The organism is Rhizobium sp. PvP014 (assembly GCF_017876855.1).
GTDB classification, from domain to species: domain Bacteria; phylum Pseudomonadota; class Alphaproteobacteria; order Rhizobiales; family Rhizobiaceae; genus Neorhizobium; species Neorhizobium soli.
Genome location: NZ_JAGIOT010000002.1, coordinates 1477746 through 1503984, shown reverse-complemented (window position 1 = coordinate 1503984; position 26239 = coordinate 1477746). Strand labels below are relative to the sequence as shown.

General features: G+C 60.3%; 22 protein-coding genes. 11 read left to right on the top strand and 11 right to left on the bottom strand.

The features are described from left to right. Positions 1 to 101 precede the first annotated feature (101 nt). Positions 102 to 1214, bottom strand: a complete 1113-nt coding sequence (locus J3A65_RS11855) for a calcium:proton antiporter (RefSeq protein WP_209901345.1) — start codon at positions 1212 to 1214, stop codon at positions 102 to 104. 201 nt (positions 1215 to 1415) lie between these two features. Between J3A65_RS11855 and J3A65_RS11850 the strand changes: the two genes are divergently transcribed. Continuing rightward, positions 1416 to 1676 (top strand): DUF2188 domain-containing protein, encoded by a 261-nt coding sequence (locus tag J3A65_RS11850; RefSeq protein ID WP_062455848.1) that lies wholly within the window; start codon positions 1416 to 1418, stop codon positions 1674 to 1676. Between the two features lie 80 nt (positions 1677 to 1756). On the opposite strand, the gene J3A65_RS11845 is transcribed toward J3A65_RS11850, so the two are convergent. The 4 genes from J3A65_RS11845 to trxB all read right to left on the bottom strand — a co-directional run bounded on the left by J3A65_RS11845 (position 1757) and on the right by trxB (position 5699). Next, on the bottom strand, positions 1757 to 2881 hold the full coding sequence (locus J3A65_RS11845) for an alkene reductase (protein WP_113166398.1): 1125 nt from the start codon (positions 2879 to 2881) through the stop codon (positions 1757 to 1759). Positions 2882 to 2932: 51 nt separating this feature from the next. Further along, positions 2933 to 3229 carry a metalloregulator ArsR/SmtB family transcription factor gene (locus J3A65_RS11840; protein WP_062455854.1) on the bottom strand — a complete coding sequence of 99 codons (297 nt, stop codon included), beginning with the start codon at positions 3227 to 3229 and terminating at the stop codon, positions 2933 to 2935. A gap of 590 nt (positions 3230 to 3819) precedes the next feature. Further along, positions 3820 to 4722 carry a LysR family transcriptional regulator VtlR gene (locus J3A65_RS11835; protein ID WP_062455858.1) on the bottom strand — a complete coding sequence of 301 codons (903 nt, stop codon included), beginning with the start codon at positions 4720 to 4722 and terminating at the stop codon, positions 3820 to 3822. Positions 4723 to 4724: 2 nt separating this feature from the next. Continuing rightward, positions 4725 to 5699, bottom strand: coding sequence for a thioredoxin-disulfide reductase (gene trxB / locus J3A65_RS11830; RefSeq protein ID WP_062455861.1), 975 nt, complete (start codon positions 5697 to 5699; stop codon positions 4725 to 4727). A 341-nt stretch (positions 5700 to 6040) separates the two neighbouring features. Between trxB and J3A65_RS11825 the strand changes: the two genes are divergently transcribed. From J3A65_RS11825 to J3A65_RS11815, 3 genes are read left to right on the top strand one after another with little or no spacing between them, the layout of a single operon-like run. Then, positions 6041 to 6511 carry an Lrp/AsnC family transcriptional regulator gene (locus J3A65_RS11825; RefSeq protein WP_062455864.1) on the top strand — a complete coding sequence of 157 codons (471 nt, stop codon included), beginning with the start codon at positions 6041 to 6043 and terminating at the stop codon, positions 6509 to 6511. Between the two features lie 49 nt (positions 6512 to 6560). After that, positions 6561 to 7574, top strand: a complete 1014-nt coding sequence (locus J3A65_RS11820; RefSeq protein WP_209903474.1) for a Stealth CR1 domain-containing protein — start codon at positions 6561 to 6563, stop codon at positions 7572 to 7574. Between the two features lie 60 nt (positions 7575 to 7634). Then, on the top strand, positions 7635 to 8366 hold the full coding sequence (locus tag J3A65_RS11815) for a hypothetical protein (protein WP_092660400.1): 732 nt from the start codon (positions 7635 to 7637) through the stop codon (positions 8364 to 8366). A gap of 22 nt (positions 8367 to 8388) precedes the next feature. Here J3A65_RS11815 and J3A65_RS11810 read toward each other — a convergent pair whose 3' ends face one another. From J3A65_RS11810 to greA, 3 genes are all read right to left on the bottom strand, one after another. Next, positions 8389 to 9279, bottom strand: coding sequence for a 3-deoxy-manno-octulosonate cytidylyltransferase (locus J3A65_RS11810; RefSeq protein ID WP_113110717.1), 891 nt, complete (start codon positions 9277 to 9279; stop codon positions 8389 to 8391). A 70-nt stretch (positions 9280 to 9349) separates the two neighbouring features. After that, positions 9350 to 10402 (bottom strand): glycosyltransferase family 4 protein, encoded by a 1053-nt coding sequence (locus tag J3A65_RS11805; protein WP_209903472.1) that lies wholly within the window; start codon positions 10400 to 10402, stop codon positions 9350 to 9352. A gap of 63 nt (positions 10403 to 10465) precedes the next feature. After that, positions 10466 to 10942, bottom strand: a complete 477-nt coding sequence (gene greA, locus J3A65_RS11800) for a transcription elongation factor GreA (protein ID WP_062457929.1) — start codon at positions 10940 to 10942, stop codon at positions 10466 to 10468. 242 nt (positions 10943 to 11184) lie between these two features. Here greA and J3A65_RS11795 point away from each other — a divergent pair, with 242 nt between their 5' ends. The 3 genes from J3A65_RS11795 to J3A65_RS11785 all read left to right on the top strand — a co-directional run bounded on the left by J3A65_RS11795 (position 11185) and on the right by J3A65_RS11785 (position 14346). Beyond that, on the top strand, positions 11185 to 12417 hold the full coding sequence (locus J3A65_RS11795) for a putative DNA modification/repair radical SAM protein (RefSeq protein ID WP_062455876.1): 1233 nt from the start codon (positions 11185 to 11187) through the stop codon (positions 12415 to 12417). Beyond that, complete coding sequence (locus J3A65_RS11790; protein WP_209903470.1) at positions 12417 to 13868, top strand: UdgX family uracil-DNA binding protein; 1452 nt, start codon at positions 12417 to 12419, stop codon at positions 13866 to 13868. The genes J3A65_RS11795 and J3A65_RS11790 overlap by 1 nt, the downstream gene beginning before the upstream one ends. 100 nt (positions 13869 to 13968) lie before the next feature. After that, the gene (locus tag J3A65_RS11785; protein ID WP_245341524.1) at positions 13969 to 14346 is read left to right on the top strand and encodes a DUF6693 family protein; all 378 of its coding nucleotides are present in this window, start codon (positions 13969 to 13971) and stop codon (positions 14344 to 14346) included. Positions 14347 to 14352: 6 nt separating this feature from the next. On the opposite strand, the gene J3A65_RS11780 is transcribed toward J3A65_RS11785, so the two are convergent. Beyond that, entirely contained in the window at positions 14353 to 15921 is a 1569-nt protein-coding gene (locus tag J3A65_RS11780; protein ID WP_209901342.1) for an MFS transporter, read from the bottom strand. A gap of 106 nt (positions 15922 to 16027) precedes the next feature. Then, positions 16028 to 19516 (bottom strand): carbamoyl-phosphate synthase large subunit, encoded by a 3489-nt coding sequence (gene carB / locus J3A65_RS11775; RefSeq protein WP_062576875.1) that lies wholly within the window; start codon positions 19514 to 19516, stop codon positions 16028 to 16030. A 248-nt stretch (positions 19517 to 19764) separates the two neighbouring features. On the opposite strand from carB, the gene J3A65_RS11770 reads away from it, so the two are divergent. From J3A65_RS11770 to J3A65_RS11755, 4 genes are all read left to right on the top strand, one after another. After that, complete coding sequence (locus tag J3A65_RS11770; protein ID WP_209901339.1) at positions 19765 to 20778, top strand: phosphatase PAP2 family protein; 1014 nt, start codon at positions 19765 to 19767, stop codon at positions 20776 to 20778. Between the two features lie 71 nt (positions 20779 to 20849). Next, positions 20850 to 22097 (top strand): MFS transporter, encoded by a 1248-nt coding sequence (locus tag J3A65_RS11765; protein WP_209901337.1) that lies wholly within the window; start codon positions 20850 to 20852, stop codon positions 22095 to 22097. Positions 22098 to 22197: 100 nt separating this feature from the next. Further along, positions 22198 to 23094 (top strand): neutral zinc metallopeptidase, encoded by an 897-nt coding sequence (locus J3A65_RS11760; protein ID WP_062576881.1) that lies wholly within the window; start codon positions 22198 to 22200, stop codon positions 23092 to 23094. A 381-nt stretch (positions 23095 to 23475) separates the two neighbouring features. Next, positions 23476 to 24891: an MATE family efflux transporter gene (locus tag J3A65_RS11755; RefSeq protein WP_209901335.1), complete on the top strand. Its 1416-nt coding sequence runs from the start codon at positions 23476 to 23478 to the stop codon at positions 24889 to 24891. A 42-nt stretch (positions 24892 to 24933) separates the two neighbouring features. Here the strand turns inward: J3A65_RS11755 and carA are convergent, their stop codons facing one another. Next, positions 24934 to 26139: a glutamine-hydrolyzing carbamoyl-phosphate synthase small subunit gene (gene carA, locus J3A65_RS11750; protein WP_113167658.1), complete on the bottom strand. Its 1206-nt coding sequence runs from the start codon at positions 26137 to 26139 to the stop codon at positions 24934 to 24936. Positions 26140 to 26239: the final 100 nt, after the last annotated feature.

Sequence of the window (26239 nt, the reverse complement as noted above, 5' to 3'; positions counted from 1 at the left end):
GATGCCTTTCAGTGGCGATCGCTCGCCAGACATTGTCCCATCTAGGGCGGCCAGTCCCGAAGACCGAACACAGGGTGTTCAACTCTTCTTTATTACAGATGTCACAATCCGATCATCGTCAGCATGATGAAGGTCGCAAACAGCACAAAATGGGTCATGCCCTCGATTGCGTTGGTCTGGCCGTCGTTGAGGTTGATCGCCGCAACCACGAGCGTGATTGCCACCATCACCGTCTGGACCGGCGTCATCGCCATGATGAAGGGCTGGCCGGTATAGAGCGCGATGCCTTCCATGACCGGGACGGTGAGAATGACCGTCGAGAGCGACGCGCCCATGGCGATGTTGACGACGGACTGCATGCGGTTCTTGAGCGCCGCCCGCATGGCGGTCAGGATTTCCGGCGCGGCGGAGATAGCGGCGACAACCACGGCGGTCAGCGCGATCGGCGCGCCGGAGCCTTCCAGGCCTTCGCCCATGAAGACCGACATGAATTCCGCCAGGAAGCCGATGATCAGAACGCCCAGAAGAATGATGCTGATCGATACGGCCGCGGAATCCTCGGCGGCCTCCTCCTGAGGCGCGGACGCTGTCCCGGCGGCTGCGGCCTTCTGGGTCCGCGGATAGGTGTAGCTGAAGAAGTAGCTGTGCGGCCCGACCTGCATCTTGAGAAAGACGCCGTAGAGCGCGATCATCGCGCAGATGGTAAAGGCGGAATAGTAGTGCCAGCTTTCACGGGGCACGAATTCCGGCACGATCATCGAAATGCCTACCGCCGTCATGATCATGACAGTGTAGGTGCGGCTTGAATCGTCGTTATAGGGTTGCTCGCCATGGCGTAGGCCACCGAGCAGGGCCGCGAGGCCCAGAATGCCGTTGATATCCAGCATCACGGCCGAATAGATCGTGTCGCGCACCAGCGTCGGTGAGGAATTCGAACCCATCATGATGGCGAGGATCAGGACCTCGACCGCCACCGCGGACAGGGTGAGGATCATCGTGCCATAGGGGTCGCCAACCTTGTGCGCCAAAACCTCCGCATGATGGGCGACACGTGTCGATGCAAGCACGATCACGCCGACGAAGAGCGCTGCTGCGATCAGCGACACCGTCTTTCCGGCCTCCAGAATTGAGTGTTCGATGAAGAAGCCGAGAATGGCGACGACGAGGGCGATCAGCAGGAATTTCTCCTGCCGGAGGTGGGTCGCGATTTGCACTGGAAGCTCCTGGAAACGATCTCGGAGAAACTAGGGTTGTCGGTCGACCTGCACAGAGGACGGTTTGCGATAATCGGTCTTTGGTGCCATTATCCTCGCCAGTGGAAGGAACTTCGCGGCGTATTCCGGCTTTTTTGCTCTACGCGGCCTTCTGGACCGAGACCGGTCGGGGCAGCCACGAAAAAACATACAGGAGGATCTATGACCAAGGTCGTTTACACAATCGTGCCACATGATGGCGGCTGGGCCTATCGACTGGGCGACGTTTATTCCGAAACATTCCCGAACCACAACGACGCGCTGCAGGCGGCCCGGATTGTGGCTGCCGAACAGCAGGTGGGTGGTGAGCCCGAAGAGATCAGCTGGCAGGACGCAAAGGGCGTCTGGCACACGGAGCACAGCGACGGCGGTGACCGTCCCGAAGCCGAAGTTGTGGATGGCGATCAGGCGGACGCGCGCTAGGCATTCGCTGCGACCAAAAAGAAGGCCATGCCCGGCGTTTGTGCCAGGCATGGCCGATTTCAGACAGCCGGGCCTAAAGCTTAGGCTTCTGCTGATTCAAGCGACGGGTAGTCGGTATAACCCTTTGCGCCGCCGCCGTAGAATGTGTTCTTGTCCGGCTCGTTGAGCGGCGCGTTTGTCTTGAAACGCTCGACCAGATCCGGATTGGCAATGAACAGCTTGCCGAAGGCGACGCCATCCGCATAGCCGCTGGCCACAGCCTTTTCAGCCGTATCCTTTTCGTAGCCATTGTTGACCACCCAGGCGCCGGTGCCGCCGGCGTTGCGGTAGGTATCCTTCAGTTCCTGGTAATCGAACGGCTTGCCGCCCTGGACATAGCCGCGGTCACCACCGGTCGCACCCTCGATGACGTGTATGAAGGACAGGTTGCGGGTCGCGAGTTCCTTGACCAGATAGTCGAAGACCGTCTGCGGCGCATCTTCGGTGATGTTGTTGGCAGGCGTAACAGGCGACAGGCGAATGCCGACGCGGCCGCTGCCGATGGCTGCAGCAACGGCGTCAACGACTTCGAGCGCGAACCGGGCGCGGTTCTCGACGGAGCCACCGTATTCGTCTTCGCGGAGGTTTGCGCCAGTCTTCAGGAACTGGTCGATGAGGTAGCCATTGGCGCCGTGGATTTCGACGCCGTCAAAGCCGGCCTCGATCGCAGCCTTTGCACCGGCAGCAAAATCGGCAACGACGCCCGGGATCTCGGAGAGTTCGAGAGCGCGCGGCTCCGATGTATCGGCAAACGCGCCGCTGCCATCCGGATTGATGATGTAGGTCTTGCCCTTGGCGCCCAGTGCGGACGGCGCGACGGGTGCGCCTTCATTCGGCTGCAGCGAGGTATGCGAAACGCGACCGACGTGCCAGATCTGGGTAACGATCTTGCCGCCCTTCTTGTGAACGGCTTCCGTCACCTTCTTCCAGCCGTCGATGGCCGGAGCGAGGTAAAGGCCCGGAACGTCGGCATAGCCCTGTCCCTGCTGGCTGACCGGGGTGCCCTCGGTGATGATGAGGCCCGCGGAGGCGCGCTGTTCGTAATAGGCGATGTTGAGATCGTTGGGGATCGCCTTCGGCGAACGGTTGCGGGTGAGCGGCGCCATGACGACGCGGTTCTTCAGTTCGATGTCGCCGAACTTTACCGGTTCAAAGAGTGAGGTCACAGGAATATCCTTCCATGCTGCTTTGGGAGTGATTGAGTTAAGGGGTGGCATTCAGAGAGCGGAGCGAAGATTGGTCACGAAGTCTGCGATCTTCTCCTCGTCGCGGCTGTAGAACGCCCATTGACCAACCCGGCTCGTTTTCACGAGGCCGGCTTTTTCGAGGGTCGAAAGGTGCGCAGAGACGGTCGATTGCGACAGACCACATCGTCTTTCGAACTGCTTGGCACAGATTCCCATTTCGAGCGGATGATCCTGATCGGAAAAATGCTGCTCGGGCTGCTTCATCCATTCAAGGAACTCAATCCTCGTCGGATGGGACAGTGCTTTCAGTATCTCGGTGCGATCCATCGTCTTTCCATATCGTCTCTAACCGATATATAGATCGTCTGAAGACGATTTAAAGGAATGACGTTCCCATTTTTTTGAGGAAGGCAAAAAAAAGGGCCTCCAGATTGCTCCGAGGCCCGTCAGGTGTGAAGGTCTAAAACCTCCAGAGGGGAACAGCCGGCGCTGATAACGGGGACGTCATCAATTGCTCCGGCTGATCCCTATATGGGCGCAGCGATTTGTGAGAGCAAGGGGGGTGGCCGAAATATTGACCGTTTCGGTCCAATTACTCTGACAGGCAGCCGAGGATTGCGGCGGGCCGGCAAACCGCAGGGCAAAAAAAGAGGGCCACCGGATCACTCCAGGGCCCTTATAATTATGAAGGTTAAAAACAACCTCCAGAGGGGAACAGCTGCTGCGGTGGAACTGGGAGGAAAGCCACCATATGCATCAGCTGAGTGCGATATGATGGTTTTTTGGGCAAGCGGCAACGCTTTTTTGCGCAGGACTGCCATGCACGTTCTGCACAGCTTACTCTAGTCACTGAGTCGTGTATGAAATCGCTGCGAGAATCCCGGTGCCCATTCTGAGCGAAACGTCTTCGACAGCGATCAGAAATTCCAGTTACGCGCCTTGGCGACGATAAAATCGCGGAAGACCTTGAGCTTTGCAGCGTTCTTCATTTCATCCGGGTAGCAGAAGTAAGTGTCGAATGAAGGGATGTCGGCGCTCAGCGTCAGCTGGATCAACCCAGGGTCGCGGCCGACGATATAGTCGGGCAGGCAAGCGATGCCGATGCCAAGCAGGCAGGCTCGTTTGATGGAGGTCTGGCTGTTGATCTGCAGATGCGGCGTGCGGGTGTTGTCCGAAGAACGGCCGGCGGATTCGAGCCAGTTGACGTCGAGAAGGTAATTCGGGGCAGGCTCGCCGAAGGAGATGATGCGGTGGGTGTCGAGATCCTCGACCGACTGCGGTTCGCCATAGCGGTTGATATAGGACGGGGCTGCATAGACGTGCATGTGCACGGTGAACAGCTTGCGCTGGATCAGGTCCGACTGCTGCGGCTGGCGAAGGCGGATGGCGCAGTCCGCATGGCGCATGTTGACGTCGACTTCCTCGTTATCGAGGATGAGCTGGATCGACATTTCCGGATAAAGCTGCAGGAACTCCTGCACCTTGTCGGTGAGCCAGCCCTGGCCAAGGCCGACCGTCGTCGTGACGCGCAGCTTGCCCGACGGCTTTTCCGTCGTCTCGGTCAGCTGCATCTTCACGGTTTCGAGCTTCAGAAGCACGTCATGCGCGGTGCGATAAAGAAGCTCGCCCTGTTCGGTAAGGATGAGGCCGCGGGCGTGGCGGTGGAACAGTTTGACGCCGACGTCCTGTTCCAGCGCGCTGACCTGCCGGCTGATTGCCGACTGGGACAGATGCAGCTTGTCTGCCGCATGGGTGAAGGATCCCGCCTCCGCCGCAGCGTGGAAGATGCGCAACTTGTCCCAGTCGAGAGGTACGCCCATGCTTACTCCGCAGCAATGGCAACCGGCTGAATGCCGGCGAGGTAACGTTCGGCTTCGAGCGCTGCCATGCAGCCCATGCCGGCGGCGGTGATCGCCTGTCGGAAGGTGTCGTCGGTGACATCGCCCGCGGCAAACACACCGGGAACGTCGGTCATCGTGGAATCAGGCGCCGTCCAGAGATAGCCGCCGTTCTTCATCTTCAGCTTGTCCCTGAAGAGCTCGGTCGCCGGCGCATGGCCAATCGCCACGAACACGCCGTCGATCGGCTGATCGGAGATCGTGCCGGTCCTGGTATCACGCAGGCGCACACCCTCGACCGATGGCGGCAGTGGCGCGCGGGCCGGCTTACCGGTGACCTCGGCAATTTCGGTGTTCCACATGACCTTGACGTTGGGGCGCTGGAACAGGCGCTCGGACAGGATCTTTTCCGACCGGAACGAATCACGCCGGTGGACGACCGTCACGGTCTTCGCGATATTGGAGAGATAGAGCGCTTCCTCGACTGCGGAGTTGCCGCCGCCGACCACGATCACATCCTTGTTGCGATAGAAGAAGCCGTCGCATGTGGCGCAGGCGGAAACGCCAAAACCCTGGAACTGCTGCTCGCTTTCGATGCCGAGCCATTTGGCCTTCGCACCGGTCGCGATGATGATCGTATCGGCAGTCCAGACGGTGCCGGAATCGGTGCGGACCGTGAAGGGGCGATGATTCATCTCGACCTCGGTCACGAGATCGTTGACGATCTCGGTGCCCACATGGACCGCCTGCTGCAGCATCTGCTCCATCAGCCAGGGACCCTGGATCGGATCGGCAAAGCCCGGATAGTTTTCAACGTCCGTGGTGATCATCAGCTGACCACCCTGTTCCATGCCTGCAATCAAGACCGGCTTCAGCATCGCACGCGCTGCGTACACCGCAGCTGTATAGCCGGCGGGGCCGGAACCGATGATCAGAACCTCTGTATGACGGGCGGACATGATGACGTTTCCTTTCCAAGACCGTGTCGGGCGCGTGGCGCCGCTTCCTCATATAGGAAGCCATTATTCGGTCTGCCGCTTTTGACACGTCATGTAAGGGCCATCCATGCAACATTGCAAGGGCAGCCTTGCGATAACAACAAGACAGTTGGAACTGCCCGGTAGAAACGTCAGGCCAACTGCGATTGGATGTGTCTCTAGGTGCACCTCGGTTGACAACAACTGGACCGGCGCACGAAATTTTCTTGCGTCGGAACGATGTTATTGTATGTCTTCGCGACACCGAGATGGATACCCGGGAGCCTGCGTGCTCCCGTCAATTTTGAAGGCAGGCACTACACATGGTCGTGAAAGTCGAACTCGATACCATCGACCTGAAGATCCTTCGCGAATTGCAGAAGGACGGACGCATGACCAATGTCGAGCTGTCCGAACGGGTCGGCATATCGGCGCCGCCCTGTCTGCGGCGCGTTCGCAAGCTGGAAGAGAACGGCATCATCAAGGGTTATCGCGCCATGCTGCAGGCGTCGCTGCTCGGATACGATCTTGTCGCCTTCTGCATGGTGGGACTGAAGCAGCAGTCGGACAGCAAGCTGAAGGCCTTCGCGGCGGATATGGAAACGCGGACCTTGGTGCGTCAGGCCTGGATGGTCTCCGGCGAGACCGATTTCCTGCTGCAATGCGTGGCCGAGAACCTCACCGTCTTCCAGGATTTCGTCATCGAGGATCTGACCGCGGTCGACAATGTCGATACGGTTCGCACCATGCTGACGATCCGGCAGGTCAAGGATGCGCCGGTCGTGCAGATCTAGGGTCGTCTCGATCGAGATCGTCCGAGGGGCAGGGAGCAGGAACCAGAGCATGTCCAGCCACGACATCGAGCTTGTGATCACCTGGGTTGATGGTTCGGACCCGGATCATCGCGCGAAGCGCCTGCAATACGATGACGTTGCGTCGAGTTCGCACGCGGTGGCATCCAGCCCGACGCGGTTTGCCGATAACGGCGAGATCTACTATCTCATCGCCTCCGTGCTGAAATACGCGCCGTTCATCACCAAAATTCACATCGTCACGGACGGGCAGAAGCCGGAATTCGTCGACAGTTTTGCGCAGGCGGGTTTCTGCACGGAAGATTTCATCGCCATCGTTGATCACAACGTGGTCTTCGACGGGCTTCCGGCCGTGCTGCCGACGTTCAACTCGCTGTCGATCGAGGCTGCGGTCTGGAATATTCCGGGGCTTTGCGAGAATTTCGTCTACAGCAATGACGACTTCTTTCTGAACGCTCCGACATCTGCCTCCGCGTTCTTTCGCGACGGCAAGCCGATGCTTTACGGGCGCGTGAAAAGCGGATTGCGATCCCGCCTGAAGCAGTGCCTGCGGTGGTTCAAGCGGCAGCGGGCGGAAGCGTCCAACGCTGTTCCGAGCTTTACCGTCGCGCAGGAGAAGGGGGCAGAGCTGGCGGGTGCGAAGAACCGGTTTCTGCAGGTCGGCCATTACTTTCACGCGGTCAGACGCTCAACGCTTGCCGATTACTATGCAGCGCATCCCGACGTGCTTCGCCAGCAGCTCTCCCATCGCTTTCGCAACATCGCCCAGCATTCGCCGGTTGCGCTTGCAAATCATCTCGAGATGGAGCGCTTTGGCGCGACCCCGTTACCCGAACACCGCACGGCCTATATCAAGCCGCGGCAGAAGCGGGCGGTCGCACCTGTGCTCGCCATGATCGAACAGGGGTCGACGCCGTTCGGATGTATCCAGAGCCAGGACGAACTCAGCATCGAGCTTCGCCAGGCGCTGACTGACGTGATGATAACGAAATTTCACACCCATCTGCCGCACCGGCTTATCGAACACCTGCGGGCGGCAGACTGACGAGGTTACCGGTGTAGACAGGACTGCCGAGGTTACGGCAGCAAGACTTGGAGAACGTGCGTGGTACGAAAGAAGAGTAAGCTTGAGGCACTGCTGTCCTTCAACCGCTACCGCAAGCGCTGGGGAGCTGCGAAATACGCCAAGCTCGACCAGGATTACGCGGGCATGAAGCAGCGGCTGATCGAGGATTCGGATCGCGAGCACCGGTCGGGCAAGCAGAAGTCGCTCGACGATCACATGGCGAACCTGAGACTGGAGTTTAAAGGCCAGCCGGAACTGCTGTTCTATCATGCACAGCTTATCGTCCTCATGCGGCGCGAATATAATGTCCGGGAGACGTACCAGCAGTTCAAGACCCTGTGGGAGAATGAAGCGCCGTTCCTCACCGCCCATCTCGATCTGCGTTGGCTGATCTCCGCGAGCGACAGCATCGCCGATCTCGACGAGGACATGACGGCAAGGGCGATCGCCATGATCGGCTCCTCGCTTGCCAACACGATCAAGGTTTACGAGACCGACCGCTTTATCCATGGCGGCGACGAGCGTCCTGTCTCACAAGATGCGATCGAACAGACGCAAGGTGCGCCGATGCACAGGTTCAACGGGATGTATCTGTTCAAGGTGGGGACCGACGACACGCTGCGAAACATGCGCTGGCGGCTCGATCCCTTTTTCAAGCAGGGAATTGCCGGCGAGATCGCGAAGGCGATCTACGACCGCCTGCAGGAGAACGACACGGCATTCAGCCGGTTACGAGCGCTCCACCACCGCGATCGCAGCGGGTGGTGGTAGCAGGCGCTTAAGCTGTCCCGGTTCAGGATGGCTCGCCATTCTTCGCTCGCTGCTTTTTGCGCTGCTTGACCAGCCTGTCCTTCTTGGACCTGATCCGCAGACCTCTTGCGAGATTGTAGATGACGCGAAGCGGCATGGTGATCGTGATCAGCTTGCCGAGGTTGCGGTTGCTGTTTTCCAGCCGTTCGGAAAGGACCTGGATGGCGGCAAACACAAAGTTGCTGTTGCCGATATCGGGGAAGTGGCGCGATAGGGCCTTGTAGGGATTGAAAGCTGTTCTTCCTGCCATTTCGAGCTTGTCGCTGTTGGCGAGGAGTTGCAGCACCGACTGTTCGAACGTCCAGTCGTGGATGTGGAACATCTGCCACTTGCGGCTGCGGCGTCCCGAGAAACCGCAAAGCACGACCTTGGCCTGCGGCACCTTCTCGCAGAGCCAGACCGAAAGGGCGAAGCCTGAACTGGCGGTATGGTCGCGCGGGTAGAAATCTTCGAGGTAGCTGCAAAGGTCGATGGCGCCTGCTGCGACGCCGCCGAACTCGGCCGGTTCCGTCACCTGTTCCATCGTGGCGGCGCGCATGCTCATGACGCCGGTAAACCCGGGGCCCGGCAGCAGGGCCAGCACCTTGTCGAGAGCGTTGTCGTAGATCAGTTCGGACCCGACGCGGCTCGTGCGTGCCACCAGCAGCGAATTGCGCGTGAACGGCGTTTTCAGCACCTTGCTGACGTAGTTGAAAAAGACGAACAGCGTCGTTTCCGGATAGGCGGCGTGGATCTCGTTGAAGTTCTGCTCGTCACTGTTGGCGACAAGGACGATGTGGGTATAGCCGGCGAAAAACTGCTGCCAGTCTTCCTCGTTCATAAGGCCGCTCGTCGTCGGTCTGTGCTGCGCCATCCCGGCAGAAAGTTCCGTCATTTGAAGCGTCCTCCATGCAGATGCGGGCAGAGCCGGACCGGTTGCGTGGCACCGAATACCTCTGAAGTTTTCATGGTCTGGTCTCTAAAAGCGTTTCGTAGATTTCCGCCAGACTGTTGGCTTCCTTTTCGATGGCGAAGGCGACGCGCACATGCTCGCGACCGCTCCAGCCCTGCTGGCGGGCCAGTGCAGGGTTTTCGAAATAGGTGCGCAGCGCATCGCGAAGCGCCGTGTAATCGCCGGCCGGAACGACCGATCCGGTCTCACCTTCGACGATCATTTCGGAATAGGCGCCGGCATCGCTTGCAACGACTGCGGTTCCCGATGCCATCGCCTCGAGCGGCGTCAGTCCGAAGCCCTCATTGCGGGACGGCGCCACATACAGAGACAGGCGACGGTACCAAGGCTTGATGTCGTCCACTTCGCCCATGAACAGGATGCGATCTGTCAGACCGCTCATGGCGACATCGGCTTTCAACGCATCGCCGAAAACCTTGTTGTCCGGCGTGACACGTCCGCAGACGACGCCCGTCCATTCGGGATAGGACGGCAACAGTTCGATCAGGGCGCGCACGAAAAGGTCTGTGCCCTTCTGATGCCGAACGCGCCCGAAGCAGCCGATCAGATGCTTGCCGAAACCATCTGCCGGGGAGGAAGGGTCGGATGGGCCGGAGGGACGGAAGAGATCGAGATCGACGCCGTGGTGCACCACCTTATAGGGCACTTTCAGGTATGAACCCGATCGTGCAGACGTCGCGACGACCGCATCCATCTTGCTGATCAGAAAACCCGTCCATGCGGAATGGGTTCGTTGCGCGGCGGAGGTGAACAAGAGCTTCAACGGCATCCGCAGCACATCGCGCATGAAGAGGCCGGGCAGCATCTCGATATTGCGGCGGGCATGCCAGACACGGGCGCGCCGCCCTGATGGCGGTGACCACAGCGCGGCAAGGTCGGCATAGCGGATGTGGGGAAGGTGGGAGGGCAGGCCAGGTCCCAAGACCGCGATCTTCTGACCCTTTGCCCATTGCACCGGAATCAGCTGGACGATCGTGGACGTCACGCCGGAGAGCCGCTTCTTGAAGTTCGGCGCGATCACTTCGATATCGGATATATCGACCACGGAGCCGGGAGCGATACCGCTGCCCATCTCCGTGGCGACTTCGCCAGACGTTTCCACGAGCGATCAGCCCCAGGAGATGGCGAGGATCTCGTAGGCCTTGGAGCCGCCAGGGGCGACGACTTCGATACTGTCACCCTTTTCCTTGCCGATCATGGCACGGGCGATGGGTGAGGAGATCGAGATGCGGCCAGCCTTCACGTCGGCTTCCTGATCGCCGACGATCTGATAGGTTTTTTCCTCTTCGGTATCCTCATCGATTAGCTTGACGGTTGCGCCGAACTTGATCGTGGAACCGGACATCTTGGAGAGGTCGATCACTTCGGCGCGGGCCGTGAAATCTTCCAGCTCGCCGATGCGGCCCTCATTGTGGCTCTGGGCTTCCTTGGCCGCGTGGTATTCGGCGTTTTCCGAAAGGTCACCATGGGCGCGCGCTTCCGCAATCGCTTCGATGATGCGGGGACGCTCCTCCTGCTGGCGCCAGCGCAGTTCTTCCTGCAACTGGGTAAACCCCTTCGGCGTCATCGGTACCTTTTCAACCATTTTCTTGTCCTTAAGGCGCATGTCCGCGGATGCCGCGGACACAAAAAGAAACAGGTTCCGGAGCGGTAACTTCGGAACCATCTGCAGCATCTGAATTTAGGGCATCATAACAGAATTTCGACTGCTCCCGCTAGGAAAATCGAAATGGTGTCAGATGCGCCAGCTGGAGTTGAATGAATCAAACGTCCCTCGATTTGTCAACGGGTTGACGCAGTCATAAAGAACATATAGAGAACGCACTAATGAAGAAGTCGCTGAAAGAACGGTTGGCGATCCTGTCGGACGCTGCCAAGTACGACGCCTCCTGCGCCTCCAGCGGGACATCGAAGAGAGATTCGTCGGTATCCGGCGGTTTGGGTTCGACCGAAGGGTCCGGCATCTGCCATGCCTATGCCCCGGATGGCCGTTGCATCTCGCTTCTGAAAATCCTTATGACGAATTTCTGCATCTACGATTGCGCCTACTGCATCAATCGTTCCTCCAGCAATGTCGAGCGGGCCCGGTTCACGCCCGAAGAGGTTATCTGGCTGACGCTGGAATTCTATCGGCGCAATTATATCGAGGGTCTGTTCCTGTCGTCGGGCATTATCCGCTCGTCCGATCACACGATGGGCGACATGGTACGGATCGCGCGGGAATTGCGGACCGTTCATAATTTTCGCGGCTACATCCATTTGAAGACGATCCCGGAAGCGTCGCAGCAGCTGATCGAGGAGGCGGGGCTGTATGCCGACCGTCTGTCGATCAACATCGAACTGCCGACCGATGCCGGGATCAGCCAGTTTGCGCCGGAAAAGCGGCCCGCCAATATTCGTCGCTCGATGGGCGATCTGCGGCTGAAGATCGAGGAGATGCGCGACCCGACGCTGCAGACCAAGCGTCGCAAGCGGTTCGCGCCTGCCGGCCAGAGCACGCAGATGATCGTCGGGGCAGACGGCGCCAACGACGCGACCATTCTCGGGACGAGCGCCAGGCTTTACGGCAGCTACAGCCTGAAACGCGTCTATTACTCCGCCTTCAGCCCGATCCCGGACTCGTCGAAGACACTGCCGCTGATCAAGCCGCCTTTGATGCGCGAGCATCGGCTCTATCAGGCGGACTGGCTTTACCGGTTCTACGGGTTCGAGATCGGCGAGATTACGGCGTCCACGGAAAACGGCATGCTGGATCTAGACCTTGATCCGAAGCTTGCCTGGGCGCTCGGCAACCGCGACAAGTTTCCGGTCGATGTGAACAGGGCGGACAAGGAGACGCTGCTGCGGGTGCCGGGTTTCGGGACCAAGACCGTCGGAGCGATCCTGTCGTCGCGCAGGTTTCGCAAGCTGCGGCTGGAGGATTTAAAGCGGCTGAGCGTGTCTCTGAAGAAGGTACAGCCCTTTATCACCTGCGAAGGGTGGACACCGCGCAAGCTTGCCGACCGGGCCGATCTGCGATCCATGTTCCAGCCAAAGCCGGAGCAGCTGTCGCTTCTATGATGTACCGAGTCTTGTTGCGGGGGAGAGGCGATCTGACCGAGTGGCGCGATGCTGCGCGTGCCTATCTGGCGGCCGGCATCGCACCTGATCGTGTCGAGTGGCGCACGATGGACGACACGGACGGATTGTTCGGGCTGGACGGCAATCAGTTGCCTGAGCCTGTCGACAAGCCGGTGACGCAGGGTGTTCCTCCAGCCTTTCTGAAGCTTGCCGCCTCGGTCATCTGCCATTCCGATCCGACGCGGTTCTCGCTTCTCTACCGGATGCTGTTTCGCATGGCGCACGGGCGCAATTTTCTGGGTATGGCGACCGATCCAGATGTGGTGGCGGCAAACCGGATGTCGAAGTCGATCGGCCGCGACTATCACAAGATGACCGCCTTCGTCCGTTTCAAGGAAATTCCACTGCCGGAGGGTGTTGCCGGACGCCGGCGCTTTGTGTCCTGGTTCGAGCCTGATCATTTTATCATCGACCGTGTGGCCCCGTTTTTCCAGCGTCGTTTCAACGACATGGACTGGCTGATCGTGACGCCCAGGGGTTCGGCGTCCTGGGATGGCGAGACCCTGCGGACCAGCGATGAGCCCGCCGAAAAGCCAGACCTTCGCGACGACACGGACGATCTGTGGCGGACGTACTATGCCAATATCTTCAACCCCGCGCGGCTGAAGGTGAAGATGATGATGTCGGAAATGCCGAAGAAGTACTGGAAGAACCTGCCCGAGGCAGAGCTTATTCCGGGCATGATCGCCAGCGCCGAGGCAAGTGTGATCGAGATGGGACGCAAGGCGGCGAGCGAACCCCTGGCGTTCCACCATCGCATCCAGGAAGCCGCAGCACGGGTGCCAATGCCAGAAGGGCCGACCGCCGGTACAATCGAGGCCTTGCGGGAGGAAGCACGTCGCTGCACCCGCTGCGACCTCCATTGCATGGCGACCCAGACGGTTTTCGGCGAGGGGCCTGTCAATGCCAAGGTGATGATCGTCGGCGAGCAGCCGGGCGATCAGGAGGATCTGGCCGGGCGCCCCTTCGTCGGGCCGGCGGGCAAAGTGTTCAACGAGGCGGTGAGCGCGGCCGGGATCGACCGGACGCAATTCTACATCACCAATGCGGTGAAGCATTTCAAATACGAGCCACGCGGCAAGCGGCGCATTCACCAGAAGCCAAATATGGGCGAGGTGCAGCAGTGTCGCTGGTGGCTCGTCCAAGAACTCGATCTGGTGCAGCCGAAGCTGGTCGTCGCGATGGGTGCGACCGCGCTGTTTTCACTCACCGAGATGCGCCACAAGCTGGAGGACGTCCGGAGCAGGCCGATTGCCATGCAGAACGGTCGGACGCTGTTTGTCACCGTGCATCCGTCCTACCTGCTTCGCATTCCCGATCTGGGGCGAAAGGCGGAGGAGGTGGCGCGGTTCAAAGAGGATATCGTGGCGATCGGACGCCTGGCTTCGTAAGCGAAGCATCAAGTTCATTGGTAGGCCCAGGTTTCAATTGACTTCGTCTTGAAATGAAAGCTGTATTCGGCGGGGTCTCTCAAGACTATAGCTGGGGAATATGTCGAATACAGACGTTGCGGCCACACCGCCATTCAAGACGCAACCTTTCGGATCCACGCTTCGGTGCGAATATTCGCTGATGGAGGCGGTCGGGTATATCATTCTCTGGTTGATCATCAGTGTGTTGACACTTGGGATCGGTGCGTTCTTCGCTGTTTACTACTTCTACAAGAGCATCATCAACAAGACCTACCTGATCGGCCGGGACGGCCAGCGGATCGCGCGGCTCGAATGCGAACTCAATCTGGCGGAGATGATCGGTCACATCCTGATCTGGATCCTGATCTCCATCGTGACGCTTGGGATCGGTCTCGTGTTCTACGTCTTCCGCACGCTGCGCCTCTGCTTCAACAGAACGAGGCTCGTCTATATCTGAGCGCGCTCAGTGTCCCGAGCCGATCGCGCTTTCGTCGATATGGGCGCGGGCGTAGATCGTGCGGGCGGTCGCTGCGAGGATAAGCAGGAGCAGTGAGGCGAGGAGGCAGCAGCAGGCAAAACCCGTCGAGAAGGATTGCCGGGCGGCCTCCAGCCAGACCGGACCTTCGCCTGCCTGCAGAGTGGTGCCACTGAGCCCGCGTGCCGTCTCGACGGCGCCGCCAATGGTCGCCCTGACCGTTGCTGCCTGGGCCGGGTCGAGCCCGGTCACATCCGCGCCATCCATTAGAATGCGATAGACCAGTGTCCCGAAGCTGCCGAGAAGGGCGACACCGAGGGCGCCGCCGAATTCGGCGCTGGTTTCGGAAATCGCCGAGGCCGAGCCGGAGCGTTCCGGCGGCGCCGTGCCAACGATCAGGCCAGTCGTCGTCAAAACGACGGGCACAAAGCCGATGGCGATGAACATGGTCGAGCCGAGGACGCCGTAGAGGCTCTCGGAATAGGCGGCGATCGACATGGACAACATGCCGGCCGCGTTGATGATGAGACCGATCAGGACGGTGTTGACCGGACCGAACCGGTTGGTGAAACGGTAGGCCTGTAGTGACATGACGGTAAAGACGATCGATGACGGGATCGACCAGAGGGCGGCTTCGAGCGGCGACAGGCCGAGAACGAACTGCAGGAAGAGGTTCTGGTAGAGAAACACCCCGAAGACGAAGAACATGCCCGCGAGATTGACGAGAAGCGAGGCGGTGAAGGCGGGGATGGCAAACAGCTTGAGGTCGATCAGAGGCTGCGTCAGGCGCTTCTGACGGCGGATGAACAGGTAGCCGAACGCAACGCCGACCGCGATCGGGATCAGATGCTGGCTCTGGAACCCATCTGCCGCCATGTGCTTGAAGCCGTAGATCACCGGCAGCACGGTCGCGAGCGACAGGACGACGCTGACGAGATCGAGCTTGGCACTTTCCGGGCTTTTGTATTCCGGCAGGAGGAACGGGGCGACGACCAGAAGCACCAGCATGATCGGAATGTTGATGAGAAACACCGAGCCCCAGTGAAAATACTGCAGGAGAAAGCCGCCGAGGAGCGGGCCAATTAGTCCGCCCAATGCGAAAGCTGTTCCCCAGATGCCGATCGCCCGGTTTCGCTCGGCTTCGTTCTTGAACAGGTTGACGATCAGCGACAGGGTCGAGGGCGCGATCGTCGCACCGGCGATGCCGAGAAGTGCACGGGCGGCGATGAGTTCCTGTGCTGTCGAGGAGAAAGCGGCAAGTGCCGAGGCGATCCCGAAGGCGAATGCGCCGATCAGCAGCACGCGGCGGCGGCCGATCCGGTCTCCGAGCGTGCCCATGGTGACGAGAAAACCGGCGACCATGAAGCCGTAGATGTCGTTGATCCAGAGCAGTTCGGACGCGGACGGGTCGAGATCGGCGACGATCGCGGGGACGGCGAGAAACAGGATGGACAAGTCCATCGAGTAGATCAGGCAGGCGATCGACAGGACGCAGGCACCGATCCATTCCCGGCGACCGGCAGGCTCGTGGCCCGGATGTTGCGACGGCGTCTGCATCGTTCCTCTCCCAGATATCGGCTTGCGGATTTACCGCACGTCTCAGGATCGGGCAACCGCTGCGACCTCAACGAAAACGGGCGCCAGAGGCGCCCGTTCGAGATTGTTATGCGAAGTAGCTTTGCAGCGTCCGCACTTCGAGATTGCCTGCTTTCAGTGCCTTGATCGCCATCGCAGCGGATTCGGCACCTGAGATCGTCGTGTAATACGGCACCTTCTGCATCAGCGTTGCGCGGCGCAGTGATTTCGAGTCCGAGATCGCCTTGTTTGAATCCGTCGTGTTGATGACGAGCTGGACCTGGCGGTTGCGGATGGCATCCTCGATATGCGGGCGTCCTTCCAGGACCTTGTTGATCTTGGTCGACTCGATGCCGTTTTCGGCGAGGAAGCGGGCGGTACCGCCGGTGGCGATGACCTTGAAGCCTATTTCCTTCAGCATGCGGATGGCCGGCAGCACGCGTGGCTTGTCGTCGTCGCGGACCGACACGAAGACCGCACCGTCGCGGGGCAGTTCGACGCTTGCACCGAGCTGGCTCTTGGCAAAGGCAAGTGCGAAGTCCGTATCGAGACCCATCACTTCGCCGGTCGAACGCATTTCCGGTCCGAGCAGGATGTCGACGCCGGGGAAGCGGGCGAACGGGAAGACCGCTTCCTTGACCGCGATATGCTTCAGATTGCGCGGATCGGGCTTGGTGCCGTAAGCCGCAAAGATAGCGTCGAGCTTTTCGCCGGCCATGGCACGGGCGGCGATCTTTGCGATCGGGGCGCCGATAGTCTTGGCCACGAAGGGCACGGTGCGCGAGGCACGCGGATTGACTTCGAGCACGTAGACGGTGCCGTCCTTGATGGCGAACTGGACGTTCATCAGGCCGACGACGTTAAGCGCCTTGGCCATCGACGTTGCCTGGCGTTCCAGCTCGTCGATCATCTCGTTTGAGAGCGTGCGCGGTGGCAGCGAGCAGGCGCTGTCACCCGAATGGATACCGGCTTCCTCGATATGCTCCATGATACCGGCGACATAGACGTCGGTGCCGTCGCAGAGGCAGTCGACATCGACTTCGATGGCGTTGGACAGGTAGCTGTCGAACAGAAGCGGGTTCTTGCCGAGCAGGGTGTTGATCTGGCCGGTCTTGTCGTTCGGATAGCGCTGCTTGATGTCTTCAGGCACCAGTTCCGGCACCGTATCGAGGAGGTAGCTCTGCAGCTGGCTTTCCGAATGCAGGATCTGCATGGCGCGGCCGCCCAGAACGTAGGATGGGCGAACGACCAGCGGGAACCCGATTTCCGACGCCACGAGGCGGGCCTGCTCGACCGAGTAGGCAATGCCGTTGTTCGGCTGCGTCAGGTCAAGCTTCATCAGAAGCTTCTGGAAGCGGTCGCGGTCTTCGGCCAAGTCGATCATGTCAGGCGCGGTGCCGAGGATCGGGATACCGTTCTTTTCGAGCGCTTCGGCAAGCTTCAGCGGTGTCTGGCCGCCGAACTGCACGATGACGCCGACGACTTCGCCCTTTTCCTGCTCGGCGCGGAGAATCTCGATGACGTCTTCAGCCGTCAGCGGCTCGAAATACAGGCGGTCGGACGTGTCATAGTCGGTCGATACGGTTTCCGGGTTGCAGTTGATCATGATCGCTTCGTAGCCGGCATCCTTCAGGGCGAAGGCGGCGTGGCAGCAGCAATAGTCGAACTCGATGCCTTGGCCGATGCGGTTTGGACCGCCGCCGAGAATGACGACCTTCTTGGCGGTCGAGACTTCGGCTTCCGAGCGCAGTTCGCCCACGAACGGCGTCTCGTAGGTCGAGTACATGTAGGCGGTCGGCGAGGCGAATTCGGCAGCGCAGGTGTCGATGCGCTTGAAGACCGGCCGCACGTTGAGCGCGTTGCGCAGTTCCGCGACTTCCTTCGGACGCTTCTTGGTCAGGCTGGCGAGGCGGGCGTCGGAGAAGCCCATGGCCTTCAGCATGCGCAGGTTCTCGGCGTCAGCAGGCAGGCCGTGTTCGCGAACGCGCGCTTCCATGTCGACGATCGCCTTGAACTGGGCGATGAACCACGGGTCGATCTTGCAGGCTTCATGCACTTCGGCTTCCGAGAGACCGAGACGGAGAGCCTGGGCGACCTGGCGCAGACGGTCCGGCGTCGGCGTGCCGATGGCAGCGCGGATGGCGTTCTTGGAGCCTTCTCCCTCTTCCATGCCGGGGATCTCGATCTCGTCGAGACCGGTCAGGCCGGTTTCGAGACCGCGGAGAGCCTTCTGCAGCGATTCGGCAAAGGTACGGCCGATCGCCATGACTTCACCGACCGACTTCATGGCCGTGGTGAGGACCGGCGAGGCGCCCGGGAATTTCTCGAAGGCAAAGCGCGGGATTTTTGTGACGACGTAGTCGATCGACGGTTCGAACGAGGCAGGGGTTGCACCACCGGTGATGTCGTTGTCGAGTTCGTCGAGCGTGTAGCCGACCGCAAGCTTTGCCGCGACCTTGGCGATCGGGAAGCCTGTCGCCTTGGAGGCGAGCGCCGAAGACCGCGATACGCGCGGGTTCATTTCGATGACGACAAGACGACCATCGGCCGGGTTGACCGCGAACTGGACGTTGGAACCGCCGGTCTCGACACCGATCTCGCGCAGGACCGCGATCGATGCGTTGCGCATGATCTGGTATTCTTTGTCGGTCAGCGTCAGGGCCGGTGCGACGGTGATCGAGTCGCCGGTGTGGACGCCCATCGGGTCGATGTTTTCGATCGAGCAGATGATGATGCAGTTATCCGCGGTGTCGCGGACCACTTCCATCTCGTATTCCTTCCAGCCGAGAACCGATTCCTCGATCAGCACTTCGGTGGTCGGCGAGGCATCGAGGCCGCCGCCGATGATCTCGAAGAATTCCGAGCGATTGTAGGCAATGCCGCCGCCGGTGCCGCCCATGGTAAAGGACGGGCGGATGATGGCGGGTAGGCCGACGACGTCGATAGCCTGTGCCGCAATCGCCATCGCGTGGCTGATATAGCGCTGCTTGCGGTCGGTTTCGCCGAGGTTCCACTGGTTTTCGAGCGCGTCGAGCGCCTTGTCGAGCTCGGCGCCGGACAGTTCGGCCTTGACCTTGTTGCGCTCGGCTTCGTGCGTCTTGCGGTCGGCATCCTTGATGTCGGTGGCATTGGCCAGCATCGACTTCGGTGTTTCGAGGCCGATGCGGCTCATGGCTTCGCGGAAGAGGGCGCGGTCTTCGGCCATGTCGATGGCGGCGGGCTTGGCGCCGATCATCTCGACATTGTAGCGGTCGAGCACGCCCATTCTCTTCAGCGACAGTGCGGTGTTCAAGGCCGTCTGGCCGCCCATGGTTGGCAAAAGCGCGTCAGGGCGTTCCTTGGCGATGATCTTGGCCACCACTTCCGGGGTGATCGGCTCGATATAGGTGGCGTCGGCCAGGCCCGGGTCGGTCATGATCGTTGCCGGGTTGGAGTTGACCAGAATGACCCGGTAACCTTCTTCGCGCAGCGCCTTGCAGGCCTGGGTGCCGGAATAGTCGAATTCGCATGCCTGGCCGATGACGATCGGGCCCGCCCCGATGATGAGGATCGATTTGATGTCTTGGCGCTTCGGCATGATCTCTATCCACTTTTTTCTGCGCGAAAAACCGGCACGGGGCGTGAAGCTCCGGTCGGGTGGCGTGCGCATGTTTTTTCTGGCTAGACGCGGCTTATAGGGAAATGTGCCGGGGAACGGAACCCCATAATTGAGCATATCGACAGGAATTGTCCGGATTGGACGTTGCACACGCAACATTCGGTGTCAGGCTGGTTTTAACTTTCGACGGATACACTCGTGCTGTTTGTGCAAGGTAGTCTGACGTCATGGATTTGGAACTGATCAGGGCGCGGTACGGGTTGCTGTCGCTCACCGTCGCCTCCTATGTGGTGGCTTTCGGATTGGCGCAGATTACCGGACTGAAAGTGGATTATGCCGGCGTCGGCAGGTCCGCGGGTTACTTTGTCGCATTGCTCGTCGTCGTCGGGTTTTACTGTCACGTCCGCAAGCTGAATGCGATGACGTTCGTTCTCGAAACGGTCACCTGTACTCTGCTTCTCATCGTGCCGGTACTCGTCTCTACCTATCTCAGCATCCGGGTCGGCATGCCGACTGCGGACGCGGTGCTTATGTCGTGGGATGCGGCACTTGGCCTGTCATGGCGAGGGTTCATAGCATTTGTTGATGCAAGGCCGTTGCTGGCTGAGATCCTCGGCCTCGCGTACCTGTCGTTTTCGTTCCAGTTGCTCCTGATTCCGGTCGTCCTCATCGCGACGGGGCGTCCTTTGCGTGCCTATCAGATGGCGATTGCATACGCGGTGCTATGCTACATCTCGAGCGTGATATCGATCTGGTTTCCAGCACTTGGAGCCTATGTCGTCTACGGTGTCGAGCCAGAGCAACTGACAAGCATCAACGCGTATTTCAGCTTTTTCTTTCTCGATCAGTTCAATGCCTTGAGGACAGATCCTGATTTCATTTTCAGAATGGAGGAGGTCGCCGGCATTTTGACATTCCCATCCGTGCACGCCGCGGTCGCTGCACTTTGCGCCTGGGCCGCATGGGATCTTAGATTTGCGCGCTATCCGATGATGGTGATCAACATCCTGATGGCTGTTGCGGCTGTTTCGCATGCCAGTCATTATTTTGTCGATGTGCTGGCAGGCGGGGTCGTCGCCGGCGTTTCCATCGTTGCCGTCAAACGGCTGACACGGGGACCAAACAGATCGCCGGCAATGAAAAACCATGCTTTGTCACAACCTCGACGAGACCCGTTTCCGAACCACGATCGTACCGTTTGCTCCCGTCCTGACATGGACAGGCCTGATTTGCCGCTCTAATCCTTGGCATACGTCAATATTTGCAGCGGCAACGATCCTTGAAGGACGAACACCCGCGCGGAGGAGCCCCGATGGCCGATGCCACGTCCAGACCCGTTGATGCAGCTGCAACCGTGCAGCCGGAAAATTCGGCTTCCGCCGTCCAGGCGGACAAGACGGTGATGCCGATCATTTTTGCGGTCAGCTTCTGCCATATGCTCAACGACATCATGCAGTCGATGATCTCGGCGATCTATCCGATGCTCAAGGCCGACTACAATCTCGACTTCTGGCAGATCGGCATTCTGACGCTGGCCTTCCAGTGCACCGCATCGCTGCTGCAGCCGGTGATCGGCATCATCACCGATAAGAAGCCGTTTCCGTACTCGCTGCCGATCGGCATGGGGGCGACGTTTGTGGGGCTGTTTCTGCTCGCCGGTTCGCATGTCTATCTGATGCTTGTGGTGGCGGCTGCGCTGATCGGCATCGGGTCGGCGGTATTTCATCCGGAATCGTCGCGGGTGGCGAGGCTTGCGTCCGGCGGGCGCTATGGTTTTGCGCAGGCGACCTTTCAGGTGGGCGGCAATTTCGGACAGGCGATCGGGCCGCTGCTGGCCGCCTTCATCATCGTGCCGATGGGGCAGGGCAGCGTCGCCTGGTTTTCGGCAATCGCGCTCCTCGGCATCGTGATCCTCTCCTGGGTCGCGCGCTGGTACAAGGCGCATATGCTGGCCAACAAGGGGCGCAAGAAGAGCCTCGGCATCCACAGCCTGCCGCGTCGCACGGTGATGGTTGCGCTGGTCGTGCTGGCGATCCTGACGTTTTCGAAGAACATCTACATGGCGGCGATCGGCAGCTATTACACGTTCTTCGTTATCGAGCGCTTTGGCGTCACCGTGCAGTCGTCGCAGGTCATGCTGTTCGTGTTTCTGGGCGCGACGGCGCTGGGCACGTTGATCGGCGGTCCGATCGGCGACCGGTTCGGCTCCAAGGTGGTGATCTGGATCTCCATTCTCGGCGTGCTGCCGTTCACGCTGGCGATGCCGTTTGCCAATCTGCCGATGACGATCGTGCTGTCGGGTATCGTTGGGCTGCTGATGGCGTCGTCGTTCCCGGCCATTATCGTGATGGCGCAGGAGCTGGTGCCTGGCCGGGTGGGAATGATCGCCGGCATCTTCTTCGGGCTCGCTTTCGGCATGGGTGGCATCGCCGCCGCCGTGCTCGGGATCATCGCCGACCACGGGGGCATCAGTTTTGTCTATTCTATCTGCGCCTTCCTGCCGGCGCTCGGTCTTCTTACCGTGTTCCTGCCCAGCAAGGCGCAGCTCAGGGTCGCCTGAGCCAACAGCCTGACATCCCGACATGGATATTTGGCGGGCCTGTTCTATATCGTCGTCAAGGATCATTTCCGACCGAACTTATTAGAACCTGGGGTGCGATATGGAATGGAAAGGGCGTCGGCAATCCGACAATGTCGAGGATCAACGGGGTGCCTCGATGGGTGGCCGCGGTGGCGGTTTCCGCATCCCGATCGGTGGCGGCGGACGTGGCGGTGGTGGATTGAGCATCGGCGGCATCGTCGTCGTGCTGATCATCTGCTGGGTCACGGGCATCAATCCGCTGACGCTTCTGTCGGGCGGCGATACCGGCATGGATACGGGCACCAGCACCACGCAGCAGGCGCCGCGTACGCCGGCTGAAGACGAGATGACCGGTTTCGTCCGCACCGTCCTTGCTGATACCGAAGACACCTGGAACGAAATCTTCCAGAGCAACGGCGCTCGTTACGAGGAGCCGACGCTGGTTCTCTTCGGCGGTCAGGTTCGGTCTGCCTGCGGTTTTGCGTCGTCGGCAAGCGGCCCGTTCTACTGCCCGGGTGACCGCAAGGTTTATCTGGATACGGAGTTCTTCAAGGAACTCAGCCAGCGGCTTGGGGCCGGAGGCGATTTTGCCGAGGCCTATGTGGTCGCGCATGAAGTCGGGCATCACGTCCAGAACCTGCTCGGCGTATTGCCGAAATTCAACCAGGCGCGGCAGAATATGAGCGAGACCGAGGCCAACCGCATGTCGGTTCGCGTCGAGCTTCAGGCGGACTGCTTTGCCGGCGTTTGGGGCAAGCGGACCCAACAAAAGGGCTTTCTCGAAAGCGGCGATCTGGAGGAGGCTCTGAACGCCGCCCAGCAGATCGGAGACGACACGCTGCAGAAGCGCAGTCAGGGTTATGTCGTCCCGGAAAGCTTCAACCACGGCACCTCGCAGCAGCGGATGCGCTGGTTCAAGCAGGGCTTCGACACCGGCGACATGAAGGCCTGCGACACGTTCTCGGGCAATGTCTGAGCAGTGATCTCTGCTGCTCCGGCGAGCAGCAGAGCCGTGATTTAGAGATCAATCTTCGAAAAATCGTGTGGGCGGCGAAACCGATCGCCCGCACTTTCCCGGTTTCGGCGTGCTCGACTGCGCAAAGCCGGGGCCTATGCCGGGCTGCATTCGGCACCAGCCGGCGGCGATGGACAAGGCCGAGAATCCTTGCCGCACCATCCTCCCATCGATCGGTCCGTCAGACCTGTCACGTCACCCATCAACGTTAGTGAACTTCGCCCTACAATTTTTGCTGGATCGGTGCCGAGCCTTGATGAACCCCGATGCCTTCTTTATAGGCAGGGTACCGTGCCGCTGACCGTTTCTGGAAGCGGCTTTTTCCATTTGTAGGATTTATCGATGTCGGGCTTGCCGAACACTGCCGGTGCATCTGCGCCGCATGACGCCGTCATTACGGATCGTTCCTGGTCGTCGCATCTGCGCGGCACGTTTGCGCTCGGCATCCCGCTGGTGGGAGCCCAGCTTGCGCAGATGGCGATCCATACGACTGACGTCATTCTGGTCGGCTGGCTTGGGACGACCGAACTGGCCTCCGTGGTCATCGCAACGCAGCTGTTTTTCGTCGTGTTCATCTTTGGCACCGGGTTTACCAGTGCCATCGTGCCGCTGGTTGCGCAGGCGCTCGGCCACGGCGACAGGATCGGCGTGCGCCGGTCGGTGCGCATGGGGCTGTGGGTGGTGATTGCCTATTGCACGGTTGTCGCGCCGCTGCTCTGGTTTAGCGAACCGATGCTGCTCGGCCTCGGTCAGGCGCCCGATGTCGCGGCCAATGCGCAGAGCTATCTGCGGATTGCGCAATGGGGCATGTTCCCGGCGCTCGGACTGATGGCTCTGCGCAGCTTCGTGACCGGATTGGAGAAGGGCGGGATCGTTCTCTACATCACGATCGGCATGTTCATCATGAACGCGATTGTCGCCTATCTGCTGATCTTCGGCCATTACGGAGCGCCGCAGCTGGGTCTTCATGGCGCGGCGATCGCTGCTGTGTCCGCCAACCTGGTCGGCTTCCTGATCGCGATTGCCTATGTGCAGGCGCAGCCCGTCATGCGCGCTTATGAACTCTTCGTGCGCTTCTGGAAGCCTGACTGGTCGATGGTTCGGGAAGTCTTCCTGCTCGGACTGCCGATCAGCTTCACGATCCTTGCCGAAACCAGCCTGTTTGCGGCGGCTTCGCTGATGATGGGCAGTATCGGCAAGCTCGAGCTTGCCGCCCATGGGATTGCGCTGCAGCTTGCCTCGATCGCCTTCATGGTGCCGCTGGGTCTGGCGCAGGTTGCAACGGTTCGGGTCGGTCTTGCCAACGGTCGTGGCGACATGGTCGGTGTTCGAAGGGCCGGCGGGGCCGTGCTGATCGTCAGCATCATCTTCACGGCGATCGGTGGTGTCCTTTACGCCGTGATGCCGGGCGCGCTTGCGGGGCTTTTCCTCGACACCAGCCAGCCGGACGCCGCTGCGGTGCTCGCGCTCGCCACACCGCTGATTGTCATTGCCGGCATCTTCCAGCTGGTGGACGGGCTGCAGGCCGTGGGGGCCGGGCTTCTGCGCGGATTGAAGGATACGAAAGTGCCGATGCTGCTGGCGCTGATCGCCTACTGGCCGATCGGCTTCGTCTGCGCCTGGGTGTTCGCATTTCCGCTCGGCTATCGCGGCGAGGGTGTCTGGTTCGGTTTCGTGATCGGCCTTGCCGCCGCAGCTCTCTTCCTGTGCGGACGGTTCTGGATTCTTTTGCAGCGCCATAAGCAAATGGCCCGCTGAGAGCAGCGAGCCATCTGATTGAAACCGTGACTTGAGAAGGTTTTAGCGCTCGGCGAGCGCTGCCTCTCCCTTGTTCTCGCGCACCATGTTGATGAAGCGGCGGAACAGGTAGTGGCTGTCCTGCGGACCGGGCGATGCTTCCGGGTGATGCTGGACGGAGAAGACCGGCTTGCCGGACAGACGCAGACCGCAATTGGTGCCGTCGAACAGCGAAATGTGAGTCTCCTCAACACCCTGCGGCAGCGACTTCGAGTCGACCGCGAAGCCGTGGTTCATCGACACGATCTCCACCTTGCCGGTCGTGTGATCCTTGACCGGGTGGTTGGCGCCGTGATGACCCTGGTGCATCTTTTCGGTCGTGGCGCCGAGTGCGAGGCCGAGGATCTGGTGGCCGAGGCAGATGCCGAAGGTCGGGATGTCGGTCTTGACGATGTCCTGGATGACGGGGACAGCATAGGCGCCGGTGGCTGCCGGATCGCCCGGGCCGTTCGACAGGAAGATGCCGTCCGGCTTCAGGGCAAGAATGTCTTCCGACGAGGTCTGTGCCGGCACGACCGTGACCTTGCAGTCGAGGCCGGTGAACAGGCGCAGGATGTTGCGCTTCACGCCGTAGTCGATGCAGACGATGTGATACTTGGCATCCTCGGCCTTCAGCTCTTCTGAACCTTCGTTCCAGACCCATGGCTTTTCGGTCCACTGCGACGACTGGCCGGAGGTTGCTTCCTTGGCGAGGTCGAGGCCTTCGAGGCCGCTCCAGGCCTTGGCTTCGGCCTTTAGCGCTTCGATGTCGAAATTGCCGTTCGGATCATGGGCGATCACGGCGTTCGGGGCACCGTTCTGGCGGATCCAGGCGGTCAGCGCGCGCGTGTCGATGCCCGACAGGCCGATGACGCCGCGGCTCTTCAGCCAGGCGTCGAGGTCCTTTGCCGAGCGGTAGTTCGAGGGTTCGGTGATATCGGCCTTGAAGATCGTGCCGACGGCGCCGCGGCGGGCAGCGGGCGTCAGGTCTTCGATGTCCTCGTCATTGGTGCCGATATTGCCAATATGCGGGAAGGTGAAGGTGACGATCTGGCTGAGATAGGACGGATCGGTCAAAATTTCCTGGTAGCCGGTGAGGGCGGTGTTGAACACCACTTCGGCGGTGACCTTGCCGGTCGCGCCGATGCCTGTTCCTTCAATCACGGTTCCGTCGGCAAGCACGAGAACGGCGGTGGGTTTTTTCGTGGTCCAAGGGGTGGTCGCGGTCATATCCATCCTTCTGCCCCAGCGGCCCGTTTCCCGAAACGGAAAACAGGGTGTCGAGGTCATCTCTCGTCGCAGAAAAGGGCGCGCGGAAACCCGCTTGCGG